This is a genomic window from Borrelia coriaceae (genome assembly GCF_023035295.1).
Lineage (GTDB): Bacteria > Spirochaetota > Spirochaetia > Borreliales > Borreliaceae > Borrelia > Borrelia coriaceae.
Genome location: NZ_CP075077.1, coordinates 1 through 15,691, shown reverse-complemented (window position 1 = coordinate 15,691; position 15,691 = coordinate 1). Strand labels below are relative to the sequence as shown.

General features: G+C 27.6%; 24 protein-coding genes. 20 read left to right on the top strand and 4 right to left on the bottom strand.

The window, feature by feature from the left end; genetic code table 11:
* The first annotated feature begins 21 nt into the window (after window positions 1-21).
* The 20 genes from bcCo53_RS04420 to bcCo53_RS04325 all read left to right on the top strand — a co-directional run bounded on the left by bcCo53_RS04420 (window position 22) and on the right by bcCo53_RS04325 (window position 11,549).
* Complete coding sequence (locus bcCo53_RS04420; protein ID WP_025408876.1) at window positions 22-417, top strand: DUF3890 domain-containing protein; 396 nt, start codon at window positions 22-24, stop codon at window positions 415-417.
* Window positions 414-800 (top strand): DUF1506 family protein, encoded by a 387-nt coding sequence (locus tag bcCo53_RS04415; RefSeq protein ID WP_025408875.1) that lies wholly within the window; start codon window positions 414-416, stop codon window positions 798-800. Before bcCo53_RS04420 ends, bcCo53_RS04415 begins: the two co-directional genes overlap by 4 nt.
* On the top strand, window positions 791-1,162 hold the full coding sequence (locus tag bcCo53_RS04410; protein WP_025408874.1) for a hypothetical protein: 372 nt from the start codon (window positions 791-793) through the stop codon (window positions 1,160-1,162). The genes bcCo53_RS04415 and bcCo53_RS04410 overlap by 10 nt, the downstream gene beginning before the upstream one ends.
* Window positions 1,162-1,728 (top strand): DUF764 family protein, encoded by a 567-nt coding sequence (locus bcCo53_RS04405; RefSeq protein ID WP_025408873.1) that lies wholly within the window; start codon window positions 1,162-1,164, stop codon window positions 1,726-1,728. Before bcCo53_RS04410 ends, bcCo53_RS04405 begins: the two co-directional genes overlap by 1 nt.
* A complete protein-coding gene (locus bcCo53_RS04400) occupies window positions 1,709-2,833 on the top strand; it encodes a DUF787 family protein (protein ID WP_246938366.1) in 1,125 nt (374 codons plus the stop codon). The genes bcCo53_RS04405 and bcCo53_RS04400 overlap by 20 nt, the downstream gene beginning before the upstream one ends.
* A gap of 16 nt (window positions 2,834-2,849) precedes the next feature.
* Window positions 2,850-3,278 carry a DUF1463 family protein gene (locus tag bcCo53_RS04395; RefSeq protein ID WP_246938365.1) on the top strand — a complete coding sequence of 143 codons (429 nt, stop codon included), beginning with the start codon at window positions 2,850-2,852 and terminating at the stop codon, window positions 3,276-3,278.
* Window positions 3,279-3,288: 10 nt separating this feature from the next.
* Complete coding sequence (locus bcCo53_RS04390; protein ID WP_246938364.1) at window positions 3,289-3,738, top strand: DUF1473 family protein; 450 nt, start codon at window positions 3,289-3,291, stop codon at window positions 3,736-3,738.
* Window positions 3,735-3,965 (top strand): DUF1322 family protein, encoded by a 231-nt coding sequence (locus bcCo53_RS04385; protein ID WP_025408755.1) that lies wholly within the window; start codon window positions 3,735-3,737, stop codon window positions 3,963-3,965. Before bcCo53_RS04390 ends, bcCo53_RS04385 begins: the two co-directional genes overlap by 4 nt.
* Before the next feature lie 8 nt (window positions 3,966-3,973).
* On the top strand, window positions 3,974-5,242 hold the full coding sequence (locus tag bcCo53_RS04380) for a DUF759 family protein (protein WP_246938363.1): 1,269 nt from the start codon (window positions 3,974-3,976) through the stop codon (window positions 5,240-5,242).
* A 30-nt stretch (window positions 5,243-5,272) separates the two neighbouring features.
* The gene (locus bcCo53_RS04375; RefSeq protein ID WP_041178930.1) at window positions 5,273-5,851 is read left to right on the top strand and encodes a DUF792 family protein; all 579 of its coding nucleotides are present in this window, start codon (window positions 5,273-5,275) and stop codon (window positions 5,849-5,851) included.
* A gap of 4 nt (window positions 5,852-5,855) precedes the next feature.
* Window positions 5,856-6,797 carry a DUF693 family protein gene (locus tag bcCo53_RS04370; protein WP_246938362.1) on the top strand — a complete coding sequence of 314 codons (942 nt, stop codon included), beginning with the start codon at window positions 5,856-5,858 and terminating at the stop codon, window positions 6,795-6,797.
* A 51-nt stretch (window positions 6,798-6,848) separates the two neighbouring features.
* Window positions 6,849-7,577, top strand: coding sequence for a DUF777 family protein (locus tag bcCo53_RS04365; protein WP_051480111.1), 729 nt, complete (start codon window positions 6,849-6,851; stop codon window positions 7,575-7,577).
* Between the two features lie 52 nt (window positions 7,578-7,629).
* Window positions 7,630-7,962, top strand: coding sequence for a contractile injection system sheath initiator (locus bcCo53_RS04360; protein ID WP_025408750.1), 333 nt, complete (start codon window positions 7,630-7,632; stop codon window positions 7,960-7,962).
* A complete protein-coding gene (locus tag bcCo53_RS04355) occupies window positions 7,959-8,840 on the top strand; it encodes a DUF276 domain-containing protein (protein ID WP_246938361.1) in 882 nt (293 codons plus the stop codon). The genes bcCo53_RS04360 and bcCo53_RS04355 overlap by 4 nt, the downstream gene beginning before the upstream one ends.
* A gap of 10 nt (window positions 8,841-8,850) precedes the next feature.
* Entirely contained in the window at window positions 8,851-9,453 is a 603-nt protein-coding gene (locus bcCo53_RS04350; protein WP_025409039.1) for a DUF735 family protein, read from the top strand.
* 15 nt (window positions 9,454-9,468) lie between these two features.
* Window positions 9,469-10,275: a DUF685 domain-containing protein gene (locus tag bcCo53_RS04345; protein ID WP_246938360.1), complete on the top strand. Its 807-nt coding sequence runs from the start codon at window positions 9,469-9,471 to the stop codon at window positions 10,273-10,275.
* Between the two features lie 72 nt (window positions 10,276-10,347).
* Window positions 10,348-10,545 carry a hypothetical protein gene (locus tag bcCo53_RS04340; protein ID WP_025408684.1) on the top strand — a complete coding sequence of 66 codons (198 nt, stop codon included), beginning with the start codon at window positions 10,348-10,350 and terminating at the stop codon, window positions 10,543-10,545.
* A complete protein-coding gene (locus tag bcCo53_RS04335; RefSeq protein WP_025409037.1) occupies window positions 10,542-10,862 on the top strand; it encodes a BlyB family putative holin accessory protein in 321 nt (106 codons plus the stop codon). Before bcCo53_RS04340 ends, bcCo53_RS04335 begins: the two co-directional genes overlap by 4 nt.
* A complete protein-coding gene (locus bcCo53_RS04330; RefSeq protein WP_041178854.1) occupies window positions 10,859-11,194 on the top strand; it encodes a BlyB family putative holin accessory protein in 336 nt (111 codons plus the stop codon). The genes bcCo53_RS04335 and bcCo53_RS04330 overlap by 4 nt, the downstream gene beginning before the upstream one ends.
* Window position 11,195: 1 nt before the next feature.
* Entirely contained in the window at window positions 11,196-11,549 is a 354-nt protein-coding gene (locus tag bcCo53_RS04325; protein ID WP_246938359.1) for a BBA14 family lipoprotein, read from the top strand.
* A 67-nt stretch (window positions 11,550-11,616) separates the two neighbouring features.
* Here bcCo53_RS04325 and bcCo53_RS04320 read toward each other — a convergent pair whose 3' ends face one another.
* The 4 genes from bcCo53_RS04320 to bcCo53_RS04305 form a co-directional block, all read right to left on the bottom strand.
* Window positions 11,617-12,798 (bottom strand): recombinase RecT, encoded by a 1,182-nt coding sequence (locus bcCo53_RS04320; RefSeq protein WP_025408953.1) that lies wholly within the window; start codon window positions 12,796-12,798, stop codon window positions 11,617-11,619.
* 504 nt (window positions 12,799-13,302) lie between these two features.
* Window positions 13,303-13,848: a chromosome replication/partitioning protein gene (locus bcCo53_RS04315; protein ID WP_025408952.1), complete on the bottom strand. Its 546-nt coding sequence runs from the start codon at window positions 13,846-13,848 to the stop codon at window positions 13,303-13,305.
* Window positions 13,849-14,047: 199 nt separating this feature from the next.
* Window positions 14,048-14,608, bottom strand: a complete 561-nt coding sequence (locus tag bcCo53_RS04310) for a DUF226 domain-containing protein (protein ID WP_025408951.1) — start codon at window positions 14,606-14,608, stop codon at window positions 14,048-14,050.
* Between the two features lie 9 nt (window positions 14,609-14,617).
* Window positions 14,618-15,691 carry a plasmid maintenance protein gene (locus tag bcCo53_RS04305; RefSeq protein ID WP_025408950.1) on the bottom strand — a complete coding sequence of 358 codons (1,074 nt, stop codon included), beginning with the start codon at window positions 15,689-15,691 and terminating at the stop codon, window positions 14,618-14,620.

Below are 15,691 nucleotides of genomic sequence, written 5' to 3'. Positions count from 1 at the left end.
TTAGTAGAAGAGGGGTTAGATATGTCATCAGAATTGCAAACACTTCATAGTAAGATATTAAGTTTACTTAATTTAAATGAAGAAGTATTGTCATTTACTCAGTTTGAAACTTATACAGAATTACTTGAGATGATAATAACTACCAAAGGAATTAATGCTGACATGCTTACCTCCTCACATCTGATATTACTACTTTATTACTATATAGGTTGTAAACTAAATCAAGCGGGTGTGATACGTGAATTTGGTCTTGATCGGATAAAGAGTGAGAAGATTAATGATCTTGAAATTTCATATCACCCTATTGGTAATGAATCTAATGCAAACACAAGTTTTTGTAGTCAGTTTGAATCTTTACTTAGTAGTCTTAAAAGCCAAACAACTAATCCTTCTTGTTGTATAGGAATTATAAGATGATTCATAAGAATAATGTTAGAAGTAGACTAGCAGGATCAGCATCAAGAATAATCTCTTACTTTAAGAATGAAGAGACGCTTAAACTCTATAAAGGCACTTATGCTTATTTAGAAGACTTATCAGATTATCAGTTGACATATGATAAGGATAAATTTCAAGAGTTTACGGGTGTATTTTTTAGTATAGAATCAGATGAACTTACAAATTTATATGATTCCAATCTTTATGATATAAAGTCGCTTCATAAACTTTATACTACATCTAATTTAGAGTTTGAACTTAAAGATAGAATATCAGATTCTAATATGTTTTATGAAATAGTCAGTATTGACTCTAGTATTGGCTATCTTACTATCATTTTGAAGGTAATAGAATGGAAATAGAGATTGAGATTGGTTGGTTTGATAAAAGAAATGCAAAAATTGCTCGTATGCATGAATTTGGTAGTAGCAAATTGCCTTCAAGATCACATCTATATGCTGTTGCTAATGAAATGGGATTTAGGGAAAACATAGACACAATTTATATAAGAAATTGCTTTATGGAAAATCCTAAAAAAGGTATGCAAGCCATAGCAAAGGCTTTTATTACTTATTACACTAACTATGTTGTATCAAACAAAGTAAAACCCCAAATACAAGCTAAAACCATTGCATATAAAAAAAGAAAAGGATCATCTTATCCAACATCAACATTAATTGATACTGCAAATATGCTTAATTCTATTAGTTATAGGATAAACTAGTGATACTCAATATTAAGGTTATACATACTTGTTTACTAGATTATCTAAAAAGTTTTAAAGAAGTCATTAAGAACTTAGGAATAAACTTAGACATAATTCATACATATAATCATCCATACATGTCTAAACACACTACCAAGCTTGAAAATATATGTGCAGTTAAATTTGAAAATATAGATAACTTATTAATACCAAATTCAAGATGCGGTGAATTTTACTCTAATGTAAATGAGTTTAGTTTGCATTTTCAAATATTTATTTTAAGTCAAGTTATAAATTCTCAAGATAGGGATTCATATTACACCATGCTTCAAATTTATAGTTTGTTAACTGATTTTATTTATGAGAATACTTGTAAGTTAACACTAGAACAAGAAGAAGATGATAAATATTCACTTCAAGTTAACTTATATATCTATCCTACAACAAATATGCAAAACAGTGGACTTATTAAAATTGATTCCAATTATAGCAATGTTGCTTATTGTTGTAGTCAAAACTTTAAAGCTAATGCACAGATTATACAAAAATTAAAGGAGGCTAATATTGCCACAAGACACAATTAACGTCAATTTAACTCACCAGGCCTTAGATATAAAACATGTAAATTATTACCAGCCCTTACTAGTATATAAATGTTCAAAGATTAAAGTTGAAACTTCAACACCTAAAGTGAAGACATTAAACTTAAATATAAATAGCTTTACAAAGCAAATTGATGCACTTGAAAAAGAAGGTAGTAACGATCAGGATGCATTTGACAAAGAAAAAGCTTACCTAAAAAAAGCAATACAAGCATTCTTCTCAGCAGGCGAGCAAGGCTTAAGATCAGTTAAACTCCTTATATATAAAGATTCAAACGAATCAAAGGAAATTAAAAGCCAGTTACAAGAAAACAGATATACTTTTGTTGTTCTTATAAATACTTACTCAAGCACTAATGACGGTGGTGATGGTCTTACTGTATATAAAGATGACTATACACATTTTAAAGAAGATAAGCACTTTTTTGTATTCGCAACTAAAGAATCTGAAATAAAAGAGTTATTTAAAAATGGTAGTAACTCTAAAGCCAAAATTATTGTTATTCATTCTAAGAAAGAAGAGCATTTACATTTAAGATTTATATCTAAATACTTACATGAAGCTAGTATATTTCATTCAACTAATCCTTATGGACTTAAGTTCAGTGGTATGAATCCCATTACTGATAGTGGTGATATTGACAAACTTAGAAAAGCTAATATTAATTTTTACTCATTGCTTAATGAAACGGGTCTTGATGGCGTTATGGCATTTAAAGAAGGTGTAACTCTTGAAGGAGCTGCAATTGATGAATTATTCACTTATCACTATATCAAATATGAGCTCACCTTTGAACTTGTTAGAGTATGGAATGTTAATAATAGACAAAACAGTAAATTATCAGCTTTACAACTTGATGGTAAAAAAGACAATGCATATACTACTGCTATTGAATGTAAACTTAAGAGTTTCATTGATAAAGGTATGATTGTCTCATATTCAGATCTTAACGTTAAGATTGAACCAAGTTCAAGCTTAAAACTTTTACTATCACTAAATATTGTTTACAACTTTAGTATGAATAGCGTGCTTCTTAATATTACTTCACAAGACATTAGTGATTATTTAAATACTTTATCCAGTTAAGAGGAGGGTTTAAGCTTTGAATAATTTATATAAATTAACAGATGTTTATTTTTCAATAGGTGGTAGGCAAATTAACAGTGGAAAATTAGAATTTACAAGTGAACCTACAACAAGAGCAATAATTAGCAATGAAGACAGAGGCCTGCCCGTTATTAGTCTTAGGGATCCTAAAACCATTACTTATATATTCAACATTGAAGTTACGCTTGGTAGCCAAGATTACATTTTACTTACACAACTAGCAGATGATCAGTTTTATAACATGAATATAAGTAAAAATGACAAAATGTTAGATCTTGTATTTAATGATCGTATTTCAACAAAAATTATTAGTAATACTGCTGTATTTACAGAAGAACCCTCTAGAAGCTACTCATCTGAAGCTGAAAAGGTTACTTTTGAGATCAGAGCAATTAATTGTGAAAAAATAACCAAAATAAATTAAAGGACAGATAATGATTACAAGATATAAAATGCAAATTTTAAGTAAAGATAAAACTTATGAGTACCAACTAAAAGTATTACCAATGTATGAATGGGATTCTATATTAGGATTTTCACAAAATGAAGGCACCCAAAAACTGAACGAAATTAAATATTTAAAGGAAATTACCAATTTAATGATAAAACCAGGATTTCTAGATGAATTTTATCTTATTTTGGATAATAATAGAGAATTTGCTACTTATTATAAAGATTACCTTGTAGCAATTATATACTGTGTAGAGTTTAATATATTTCATTTAGATCCCGAATTTAAAAAGCCATCTTTTATTTTCCTTAAAGAATATGAAAATAATGTTGGAGATTTTGTTCAATTTGATTATATAAATGACACAGAATTTAATTATGAACACGTTGTAAATAAAATAAAGGATAACAATCAAGATAGGATAACCTTATGATTACTAAAGATGCTCTTCAGTTTATAAAAAGTCTACAGACTACTAGAGAACGCTATTTTGCTTTACTTGAAGAAGTTAAAAAAAATAAATACTGGCTACCAATATTTACAAATGTATGCTCTTACAATGAAGTTAAAAGCATGTTTTATGATGAACTCATGGAAGTTAATAAAATATCTGAAGCTAAGTTAGAAAAACAAATATTAGAACTTATTCTTTCTAAGTGAGGATACGTGTGAATGATAAATTTACAATCAAATTTAAAGGGGTCTTAGATCACGCAGCAACGCGAAAATCATTAGAAAGAGATATATCCAAGTTAGAAAATCTAATCAAACCCAAACGAACATCACTTGGAAGTACAAAAGACTTTATTAAATATAACTTACAAGAAAAGAAACGCGAACTTAAAAACCAAACCAAATATGAAAAATTAAGAGACAAAGTAGAAAAGTTTAGACTTAGTGAAACTAAAAAACTCATAAAGCAAGGCTATACATTCCAAAAAGCACAACGTGAAGCATTTAAACGTTCTACTATGTCATCAGAAGATTTAAGAACATTAGAATATAAAAAATTAAAAGAAGAGAGTAAACGAAAAGGTAAGTTAACACAACAAAATAAAGTAGGAATTGGTATCCCAAGTATTGCAATAGGAACTGCCATTGGAAATATAGTATCTCATGCTATAAAAAAGGTTTCTTCTAATACTCTTGGATTTGCAAAAGAAGCTATAAAAGAACAAGCTATTGCAAAAAGATTTAATCTTATAAATTCTAGGATATTTGAAAAAAACGAAAAAGCAAGCTTAATGAGTAATCTACATGGCATGAAAACATTTGAGCAAACCAAAAGCATAGAAGAATTCTTAAGCAAAGCTGGTGTCATTAAGGGTACCCTTGCTAACTTGGGACTTGATAATGAAAATAATGTATTAAAATCTGTGGAACTTGCTGCTAAGCTTAAGGCAAGTGGTATTGCTTCAAGTGATGACGATGCTATATCTTCTGTGATTGAACTTCTAAGTGGTAAAGGTAATGCAATTTTTACAATGATGAGTCAGTTTAAAAAAGTTAGAAAAGATTATCTTGAACAATCACAAATGCAATATGAACAAGGAGCTACTCTAGACTTAAGCTCTAGAACCAAAATGATAGAAAAGATACTAAAAGACTTTAACTCTTTAAATATCACGCAACATGCAAGTGCTGCTGATAAAGCAGTAAGCAATATTTACAAATTAGATGATGAGCTTAAAGAACTAACTGCTAAGGTTATGGATCCTTTAGTAAAAGTCACTGCGGATCTACTCACATGGCTTAAAGACTTTAAGTTTAAAACACATATCGTTGATCCCTTAATAAACGGAATCAAAAATATTTTTTCTTTAGATATCTTAATTGCAAGACTTAAATCAATACTTCCTAAATTCTTAGGAGGTGACGGTGGTGAGAGTCTTGCTAAACTTCAAGAAGAATCAGATAAATCTGTATCTACACCATAATTTAACTTTTAAATGAGGAGGGTTACTTAAATATTGAACAATAATACATTATCACCACATGAAATATTTCAAATAATTAGAGATGTTTCAACCCAAATCTTTGCTTTATTTAGTACTGATAACTTTATAGTTCTTTTTCCAAGACCCGATCTTAAAGGAATGGGATACCTTCCACAACTATTTTTTATTAAACCAAAGTCTGAACTTATTACTAGAACTTATAACACAAGTTGTTCTAAACGTCCTGTTATCAATTATTATTCTAGAAAAGCTGAATATGTAAGCTATAATCCAACTCTAACAGCCGAGACTATATCACTCTCAGGTGGCATCTTAACAAATTTATATAAAGAAATGTTAACACCGCTGAAATCAACTTATTTTGGTAATTGTCTACTCGAATTTGATAGTAATTTGGTAAAAGAACAACTAGCATCTAGACTACAAGCTCAAGTACCATTTACTGCTTACAGTCCATCATTTGGTATTAAAGATTTGGTTGTTATAAATTCAATCACATTTAAAGATACTCCTTTTATTGATGAAGTTGAAGTTAGTCTCAATATGGAGGTTATTAAAACATTTTCATTAAGAAAATATAAAGGATAGCTTAATGATATTACTCAAGTATGACTTTAAAATTGAATTTTACTCTACTATTAACTCATCCAATTCTGATATTACTGGTGAGGCTATAACTGAAGATGTTCCTAAAATTGTTATAGATACACAAGATGGTATACACATAGATATTTCCATATCTAATATTTATTCAAGCTATAATTTTGTAAGAGCAAAACAAGCAAAGCTAGTACTTTGGAACTTGCCATTAGATTTTACTTCTGATGTAAAAGAAGGAGATGTTGTAAAAATATTTTATAAAAAATATGCTCATGAAAAAGAATTTGAATTTATCATGGCAGGGTATCTTGGCGTTCCAATGAGTACTGATTATCCTAGTGGTGATTTTAGTGTAGAACTTGAGATTCACTTAGCCTCAAAAAGTAATTTTTTCAATCGTGAACTTAAAACTAAACAATTTAAAGGTATGAGCGTAGAGGCTGCTATTAAATCAGCTTTTCCAAATAGAAATATTATCAATATGAGCACTGATGACAAGCTTAGAGTCATTGAAGAAAACTTTTACGCAACAACTCCAAAAGAATTTATAGAAAAACTATCTAAAAAATATGTCAAAAGCGCATTAGCAGACGTTGGTAATGGAATAGACAAAGTTGAATGTAATTTTATATTTACAAACTATATGAAAACTGGTCATTCTACTCATTATGAAAAACTTGAAGATTACGGACTGCAGTTTATACCTCAACAAGAAATAACATTAGGTTCTAACCGTAATATAAGGCTCATATATTGGAAAGCCAAAGTAACTTATACACATAAGTTAAGAGTTGGTGACAAAGTGTCATTTATCGATTCTCTTGGAAATACAATCAAGAACACCATTAGTGAAACAAATGCTACACTTAGTAATTCTAATGAATGCTCACTCATGCTTAAACTTTATGATGACTCAAATGGTGTTCAAATTTAAATCATAATTAAAAAGGAGATACATATGCACTCTAACTACGAATTTTATAGAATGAATCAAAATCTATATGGATCTGCCCTAACACAAGAAGAAATAAAAAAATGGATATTTAGTAATATCTTCATTACTAAAATAGGTAAAGTTAAAACCTTTGATCCAAATTCACAAAAAGGTGTTGTAATAATTGAAGAATTTGATAACATCGAAATTGAAACACAAAACATATCAAATATTAACATAAACCCAAATGAAGGTGAAATGGTATTATTACTTCAATCTAATATCAACCTTTTCAATCACGATGATAATATTAACTTTGACAAAAATCATTTCTATATATTAAGTATTATAAATCCCAAATATCTAGAAATGGCTTGTGATGATATCAAATTAAAAACCATTAATAAAATTGATATTAAATCTAACAATCAAATCAACGCAAATTCTGATCACGATATCAATCTAAATGCAAATCAAAACATCAACATTAATTGTGTCGATTTTAGTATTAAGGCTGAAGATGATGTTGTAATTAAAGCTAATGATGACATTGATATTAATTCAAATTACAATCTTGATTTAATAGGTAAAAATAAAGTTCGAATTAAATCTAATAATAAAATTGATATAAGCAACAATTCTGAAACTTTAAAAAGTATTTTAATTGATATAACATACGCTATTACTAATTTAAGAGTTACTGGTCAAGCTATTATAGATGAATCTAGTAGAGCTGGTCTTTATAGTCTTAGAAACAGAATTTATGATTTACTTGGTTAGATTTTTGCTAAAATAGTTATATATTTATTTTCGTGGTTAAAGGTAATAAAGATTGGATATCAAAATTAATAACAACTTCGATTTAATATTTAACAATGACTTAAATATCATAGATGGTGTTGAAGAACAAAAACAACGATTATTTATATTTCTTAAAACACTAAAGGGAAGTATATCTTACGCACCACAGTGGGGACTTGACTATTTATATCTTTTAAAAGTATGTAAACTAGGAAAGCTAAATCAAATTAAAACATACTTTTACAACGTAATTAATGAATTACAAATTAATCTTGTAGGAATCAAAGTTGAAATTAAACTTAAAAAATTAAATATTACATTTTACTTCCCAGGTGACTCACTTGAAACGGTTATTAATACATGAGTATCATATTTGATCCCAATTTTGGAATTTTAAAACAAAATATTTCACAAATCGTAGAGACTAAAAAAGAATATTTAATGCAAATGTATAATGTTGTAATAAGTGATGACCCATCTTCAATTTATAATATTATAGCAACCTCACTTTCAATTGTAGAAGAACAGATCATTAATGAACTTAATTTATTTTTTGATAAAATGCAACCCGGTGGAGAATTTTTCCAAATTATTCAAAAATATATAACTTCAAATAGTATTACCCAACCTGGTGTAATAAAAGCATTACTTAACCTAGATAAAGTTGAATATGCTAATCTTACAAGTGAAGCTGGTAAGGTTAAGATATATCTACTCTTAAATGAATCTGTATTAAATACATCAAAAGCTCAAATTCAAGATTCTAAATTTAAAGCCAATCTTTGGAAAATGCTTTATGAGACTGTTCCTAGTGGTACTAACCTTGAAGGAGATATTGAAATTGATGGAATGAATGAAATAAATCAAAAAAAAGTATACAAAGTCACACTTGGTAAGAAAAAGTATCTTTATCTTAAAGTTAAATACAGTCTAGATATTAAAAACCATACTTATCTTAACATTGATAAACAAATACGAAATATCTATGATCGCATCATCAAAAACAATTATTCTGATATGGGTATTAGCTTTGAATATCAAGATTTCCTTGCTCCCGTTAATGAAATTAAAGGTATTAAAAGCATGAAAATATTTGCAGTAACTAAAGATGATACAAGTACAAACATATCAGATTTAAGTAGTGAATTTAATAGTAATGAAAATAAAGATATTACTGTACAACCTTCAGAGTTGCTTGTATTTGATACTACTCATAGATTAATCATTGATATTGAAAGTTAGGAGCTAAATTTTGAATCAACTTGGGTTTACTCGAAATAGTCAACTTGATAAGTTTATACAAAATGAACTTAACTTTGCTAATGTAATGCTATCTGAACTTGTAAGTCTAAATTCTAACTTTACTGGATTACCAATTAGTAAACACTGCACATCTAGATTCATTGCTACTTGGCTATCTAAGATATTTAATATATTTTATGTTGAAACACAACCTGTTCAAGATCTTACAAAAAATATTGATAGTATTATTTATGCATTAAAACACATTGGTACTGACGCATCTTTTACTAAGTTATTTAAAACTTTTCTTAATGTTGATATTGAAATTACAGTACCAAGTGATGGTGTTATTAATATAAAATTACTAGGTGCTGTTAAAACAAACTTTACTGCTAAAATCTCACCTAGTTCTACTACTAATAGAAATAGAAAAATCAAATTATGTTATAAAAAAGAAAATGAAAATATCCAATGTAAAATCTTAATTTTTCACTTCCTTCCTAAAGGATATGCTGAATCTATTTACACGTTCCTAAAAAACTTAATACCAATTGGAAGGGCTTTAAAATTATATGACATGGAAAATAAGGAAATTGCTAAATTTAATATTTAAAAGGAGTTTGTATAAATGAGTGACCAAGACGATTGTATTCAAATTAAAGATTTAAATAGACTTGAATCAGTTAAAAATACTGATTTATTACTACTCGATGATGGTATTTCAAGTTGTAATGCTATTACTTTTGAAAATTTCCTTAAAACTACTAAAGAAAAAACTTTTAAAGGTGAAGGACTTACTTATTTTAAAGAAATTATTAAAAGTACTATTGCTACAGAATTACAACAAGATGAGGATTTTATAAATCAAGTTTACAGTAAAATACTTAACAAATTTTTAAATGATGACTCTAGTAGTATTTCAAATACATATAGTAAAGTTAAAGATAAACTTGGAAGTGGACTATCAACATACAATTTAAGCAAAGATGATTACTTTGTTACTTCAAGTTACAGTTCATTACAAAGATCACAAATACCTGAATATCTAACAGGAATCCCTTCAGGGTTTACTACTACAAAAAGTAAAACTTCAAGTACATCTATTTATGCTTCTTCTTTTAAAAGTCAAGCTTATGTATTAAATATGACATCAGAGTATTCAAATCAAGAAGTAACTCTCATTTTTTATGATTCTGATGATGACAAGCCCATTTACTTAGATATTTATGCTGATATAACAATTAATGCTGGCAGTACTAAATATGTAAAAAAAGTCTCACTTGAATATTCTAATGGATCAAAAAAGTCAACAGCATATTATTACGGCGCTAAGAATGCTTATATAGACATTTTATGCCCAGTTCTTAGAGGTTGGTATATACAAAAGCGTGGTTACTTAGATGGTTATAAAGTGCCCGTATTAGTAAAGTTATAAATTAAATAGCAAAAACTATTTTTTGATATATAGTTGTAGCTACCATAATTTTAAAGTGAGGTTAAAGCATAAATGAATGATACAAATATAAACAATTTAACACAGCTTTTACTTGGTATTGATGGCAATAAGTTACTTGTTATCTCAGGTTTAATCCTAGGGCTGGCATTTTTATTAAAACCAGTACTTAAAGACATTTTAAATATCTTACTAGATAAGTTTAAAACACAATGCAAACAAAAAGACAAAGATGAGAAGGAGGGGTTATGATACTTGCAAAGCAACATCTAGATAGTGCTTTAGAGTCAATATCTAATTTAATTGATACACTTTCAAACTTCAAAGACGGCAGTTTCAATGAGAATGCTCATAAAGCATTTTCACTATTGTGTGAATTTTATTTAGAATACGAACAAATCTACACTAAAAATATGGAAATACTAGACAATGCATTAACTCCACAAATCAAGTTGGATCTTGAACCTATCCAAACTAAAATAAAAGAATTTATAGAAAAAGTTAATAGCAACCCAAACAATATGGAATTGCCTTCACAAATTACATATCATGAAAAGGAGACAAAATGAAATTAAGTACTGCTAAAACTAGCGTTGAAATTCTAAACAAATTTACAGATATCATCAAAAACAATAACCAAAATAAAAACACTGCTACATACATTAATATTTTCACTAAAGTAGTCAATTACTTTTACTGTCTATATGAAGCTAGTGTATATCAAATGGAACAAAAGGAAGCTATCAAACTATTATCTGAAATTGAAGAAATACTAAGAATTAACATTGAAATAATAGAAACTGCTGATGAGTATGATGAACTTTCAAAATACATATCTCAACTTAGAGCTAAACGCAACAAAATAATGAGTACTTACATCAAAATGTTAAAGGAGGCCTAATTTGAAAAAGCTTATAAATTTAACTTTTTTAACACTTATCTTCTCATGTACAACCATAGCATCACTAACAGAAGAACCAACGCCACCTAAGGAACAAACTCTTACAGAGTTAAATGCATATGAAGCAAAGTTATCTGATTATGTTATGTATTTACAAGTATTTTTAACTAGAACAAAGAAAAAGGTTAATGACCCAAAGTATCCTAAGTTTACCTACTTTGATGCTTCTACACTTAAATCAAATCATACAATTGAAGATTTAATGTTTAATATAAATTTATTTCAAAAATATATTCAAGTCACTAAACCTATTGTACAAATAGTGTACAACAAGTATTCGAAATTAAAAAACTAAATAAGTAGAATAAGATAAGCCTTAAAGGCTTATCTTTATAAATAAATAGAGGTTAAAATTACACACCCTATTTACATAGGTAACTAAAATTCTCATCACTAGCTATAGATCCAAAAAGCCTTAATGGACTTTGACCATATTTAGGTTCTCTACACACTAAAAATTTAGAAAACCCTTCTACAACTCCTGGATCAGACTCTGTTTTTTTTAAATAACAATTTAATAATCGTGTCCAGTACTCTACTGTTTTAAGCTCTGGTTTGTTTTCAAAATAATTAAGTATATTAGAATCATCATCTTCTTGTAATTGATGTAAAAACTTATCTATCATTTCTAGACTATCAAAAGGAGTATTATCTAATTGTGAATGCATTCTCTTAGATGCTTGAAGTAAATTCTTGTAATAATAATATTTAGAAGGTACACGCTTAACTGTTTCATTGCTAAAAAGCATAGAATCATGACTAATGGATTGCATTTTCATTGTCGATTTAGAATCGGTTGTTTTAGTATTCTCTATTTTTTGTATATTTTGTTCTTCACAAATTATGTCCACATCTCCTAATTCTTCTCTTATATATGGCATACTCTCGAGACCTGCTCCTGGCAAGGTCCTACATAAACAACTGACTGCACATTTCCTTAACATGAATATTTGTTTATCTCGCCATATAGGTGTGTTCTTATAATATTCACTAAGTAAGATAGAAAAACTGTAACGACTACCATCATCTGATTTGAAATAAGCTGTACACTGTAAATCTTCTCTCTCTACTATATTACCTTTAAAGTCAAATTTACGTGTTTTAACTGGCTCTTCTTTAAACTCAAGAGTATATCTATTATACCCAGCCTCGTATGCTCGTATAAGCAATGTTTGATATGCTACAACAACTGTATAACGTCCATTAAAAGGAATTATATATGCTTCTTTTTTAAAAGGATTTAGATTGTTTATCTGAAGAAGTGTTAAGATTTCCCTCTCTGAAGCAAAGTCCATTCCTTTAAGTCCATACATACTCTTATATGCTTTCCATACTTCATAAATATTATTTGAATTCATTTTATCTGCTATTGTATTAATAGTAGTGGATATTTCACCTCTTGTTATACTATATTCTATCTTTGCTTGATTTTCATTTGTTACTATATTTTGACTGCTTGTTACTGTATCTTTAACCTCTTTTCTTTTTAAGCTTTTATTTGCTTTACCCATTTTGTTTTTTATATTTTGAATCTTATTATTCATAATTTGTACTCCTTTTGATGTCACTAATGAATATAAATATATAGCAAAAATTGTTTTTGTCAATTATTCAAATGATTTTTTGTTAAATTTATGGGTAAAAAGTTAAGGCTTATTTAAGCATTCTACTCAAAATGCTTAAATAAGCCCTAAAAGACCCAACTATATCGAACATCAAAGGTAGTACATTGAAGAACAATAAATACTACGATAATAATCAAAGTATAACAATTTTCAAATAAAATCAATCATTTTTATTTTTTTTTACAAAAAATTGATTGTGTTTAAGTAAAAAAATTATTTATAAGCCTTGAATATAAACATTTAGAGCTTAACTAAGCATTCTTGAATAAAACATCTTAGTTAAGCCCTAAGCGCACATATATATCGAACATCAAAGGTAGTTCTAAATGGTATACAACTACTTAATAATCAAAATATAACAATTATCAAGTAAAACCAATTATTTTTGATTTTGATAATAATTAAATTATTACTTATTCAAAATCATTTCAATGAGTTAAATTGATCTACAAGTATATTAAGCCAATCTTTTCTATTTTGAAAAATTTCATCTAAAATAAAACTTGTAAGTCTTGCATTTTTCTTATAAAAATCATAACTATCTTTCTTTTTAAGCTGAAATCTTAATGGTTTTATTGGATTTATTTTGGATCTTCTCATCATTTTTGAACTTTTATTTCTTAAGAGCATCACAGTATTTTTAAACCCATGCTTTAACAAATAATCTTCTTCAACTACACCATCTTCTATAGCAGTTGCTACTCTTAAATAATCATAAACTTGTGTTTTAGCTAATTTATAATCTTTTATAAAAGCATCAAAGGTTTTATAGCCATCAAGCTTATAATAGTCATTATCTCTAATTTCCTTTAATATTTTCATAGTCTGTACTCTATTGTAGACTTCATTGCTAAAGCTAGTCTTTAACTGTTCTTTTAATAAACCATAACGATTCATAGAGTCATCATTTTGTTGTTCAATTGATAGATCAGTATTAGTTATAACTGGATCATTTGTTGTAATATCCATCAAAAACCTCCACTTGTTTCCCATAATTAACCTAATTATTTCTATATGTAATTCCAAATTACAAAGCTACCCCGCCAATGCGAACCAGCTTTTATTTATAATATAAACTTACTAAAATTTTTATATATTCTTGTACTTAAATCTTAATTTTTTGATATTTTTCTTTACATTACACCACCTTTAATTGATTAAGTAGCAATTACTTTGCATTCTTTTTTATCCATTTAGTTATGTGACCTCCATTAGGTAATTTTTTTCCATAAAACTCATATACTTGAGTTTCTAAGTCTGAAATCCTTTGAATTAACGAAGTGTAATATTTTTTATGAGATTTTTCTTTTCTAAGTAAGTAAGAAATTCCTACAAGATAACAAAATACACTCCCCTTCTTAAACCTAAATTCTATATAACAAGCTCTTGAATATGTAGATGCTTTCATGACGCCATTTTCTTCATATCTCCTAACCAGATTCTTTATAGGCTTTCTACGACCGTAATGAATACCTAAAAATTCATCATCCTCTTTTAAAGAGAATAAGCTAAAAGACTCCATTTTTTGTTGATCAAAAATTTTCCTAAATGAAATAAAAAATTTGGATTTTTGATTCTTTTTGATTCCAAATGCATACAAATTTAGCATAATTTTTGTATGATATAATGTCCTATTGTTTTTCTTTTCTACTTTAACAAATAAACATTTACCTGTTTTTTCTTCAACCTCTAATTTCTTCTCTTTAAGCCTTTCTAATATATCGTTCATTATTAATCCCTAACTAGTTATTTTTTCGAAGTCCACTTTTTCTGAATAGTCTTGACCCCTCTCTATTATGTTTATTAGATCATAATAATAATAGTTATTAAATACCTTACCATAATGTAGTTCATTCTGTTTATTTAAATAATCTTTTAATATTGGGATTAACACTTCATTGCTTGCTTTATGCCTTAATTGATCAAGTAGTATGCTAAATACGTTATTCCTAATATCCTTTTTATTTGCGTCATTGCTTTCTTTAATGCGTTCAACTGACTTTTTGAGAGTTTTTGTTATCTGATCTAAGTCGTTGTATTTGCTATTTTGTATGATAAAGTGTGGTTTGTGTTGATATTTATCATATATCACGTTTATTTTTTTTGTTAATTCTTCTTCACAGTAACCTTCAGTTATTAGTTGATTCTTTGTATGTTTCAATATTGCTTTTAGATGTTTTTGCTTTGTTTTAATTCTGTTTTTAGCCTTTCGCTTAGATTCATTTTCATCTTTCTTTGTTGCTTTGAATATTTCAAACGCAGCTTTTTTACTGAGATTTAAATTTAAAACAGAAGAAAGTACATGAGGTTTGATTTTGCTTTTTTTTGCGTATTTCTTTATTTGCAGTCTTTCTATGTATTTTGTCTTGTTCTTATCTTCTTTTTTATTATAAGTATTATAAGTACACTCCCCTTTTTCTACATTCCTATTTTTAGGAAATTCGTTTTTAAGGTATGTATTAATACGGTTTTTATGCCTTATTTCTTTTTTATCTCTAAAGTGTTTATTGATTATGCGGTAACATTCTTTTTTAGAGTATTTGAGTTCATAGTGAACCTCAGTACCCATGTTAATACCTAAATGTCTGTAGTAGTTATTAGTTACTTTAAATGCTTTTTCAAGTTTATAAAGATAATTTTGTAATGTTTTAAGTTTAATTTCGTTGTATCCATTTTTCTTCATGTTCTTATTGAAATAATAAAGTATGTCACTTTGAGTATATCTCTTAAGATTAAGATTCATGTAATTGATTGTGGATATTAAAACGATTAATTTGTGTTGATGTTTATTTTTACATTTTATTGACTTCAA

Coding starts and splice junctions, on each gene's coding strand:
- bcCo53_RS04420 (WP_025408876.1), top strand. CDS start 22: ATGTCATCAGAATTGCAAACACTTCATAGTAAGATATTAAGTTTACTT.
- bcCo53_RS04415 (WP_025408875.1), top strand. CDS start 414: ATGATTCATAAGAATAATGTTAGAAGTAGACTAGCAGGATCAGCATCA.
- bcCo53_RS04410 (WP_025408874.1), top strand. CDS start 791: ATGGAAATAGAGATTGAGATTGGTTGGTTTGATAAAAGAAATGCAAAA.
- bcCo53_RS04390 (WP_246938364.1), top strand. CDS start 3,289: ATGATTACAAGATATAAAATGCAAATTTTAAGTAAAGATAAAACTTAT.
- bcCo53_RS04385 (WP_025408755.1), top strand. CDS start 3,735: ATGATTACTAAAGATGCTCTTCAGTTTATAAAAAGTCTACAGACTACT.
- bcCo53_RS04370 (WP_246938362.1), top strand. CDS start 5,856: ATGATATTACTCAAGTATGACTTTAAAATTGAATTTTACTCTACTATT.
- bcCo53_RS04365 (WP_051480111.1), top strand. CDS start 6,849: ATGAATCAAAATCTATATGGATCTGCCCTAACACAAGAAGAAATAAAA.
- bcCo53_RS04355 (WP_246938361.1), top strand. CDS start 7,959: ATGAGTATCATATTTGATCCCAATTTTGGAATTTTAAAACAAAATATT.
- bcCo53_RS04345 (WP_246938360.1), top strand. CDS start 9,469: ATGAGTGACCAAGACGATTGTATTCAAATTAAAGATTTAAATAGACTT.
- bcCo53_RS04340 (WP_025408684.1), top strand. CDS start 10,348: ATGAATGATACAAATATAAACAATTTAACACAGCTTTTACTTGGTATT.
- bcCo53_RS04335 (WP_025409037.1), top strand. CDS start 10,542: ATGATACTTGCAAAGCAACATCTAGATAGTGCTTTAGAGTCAATATCT.
- bcCo53_RS04330 (WP_041178854.1), top strand. CDS start 10,859: ATGAAATTAAGTACTGCTAAAACTAGCGTTGAAATTCTAAACAAATTT.
- bcCo53_RS04320 (WP_025408953.1), bottom strand. CDS start 12,798: ATGAATAATAAGATTCAAAATATAAAAAACAAAATGGGTAAAGCAAAT.
- bcCo53_RS04315 (WP_025408952.1), bottom strand. CDS start 13,848: ATGGATATTACAACAAATGATCCAGTTATAACTAATACTGATCTATCA.
- bcCo53_RS04310 (WP_025408951.1), bottom strand. CDS start 14,608: ATGAACGATATATTAGAAAGGCTTAAAGAGAAGAAATTAGAGGTTGAA.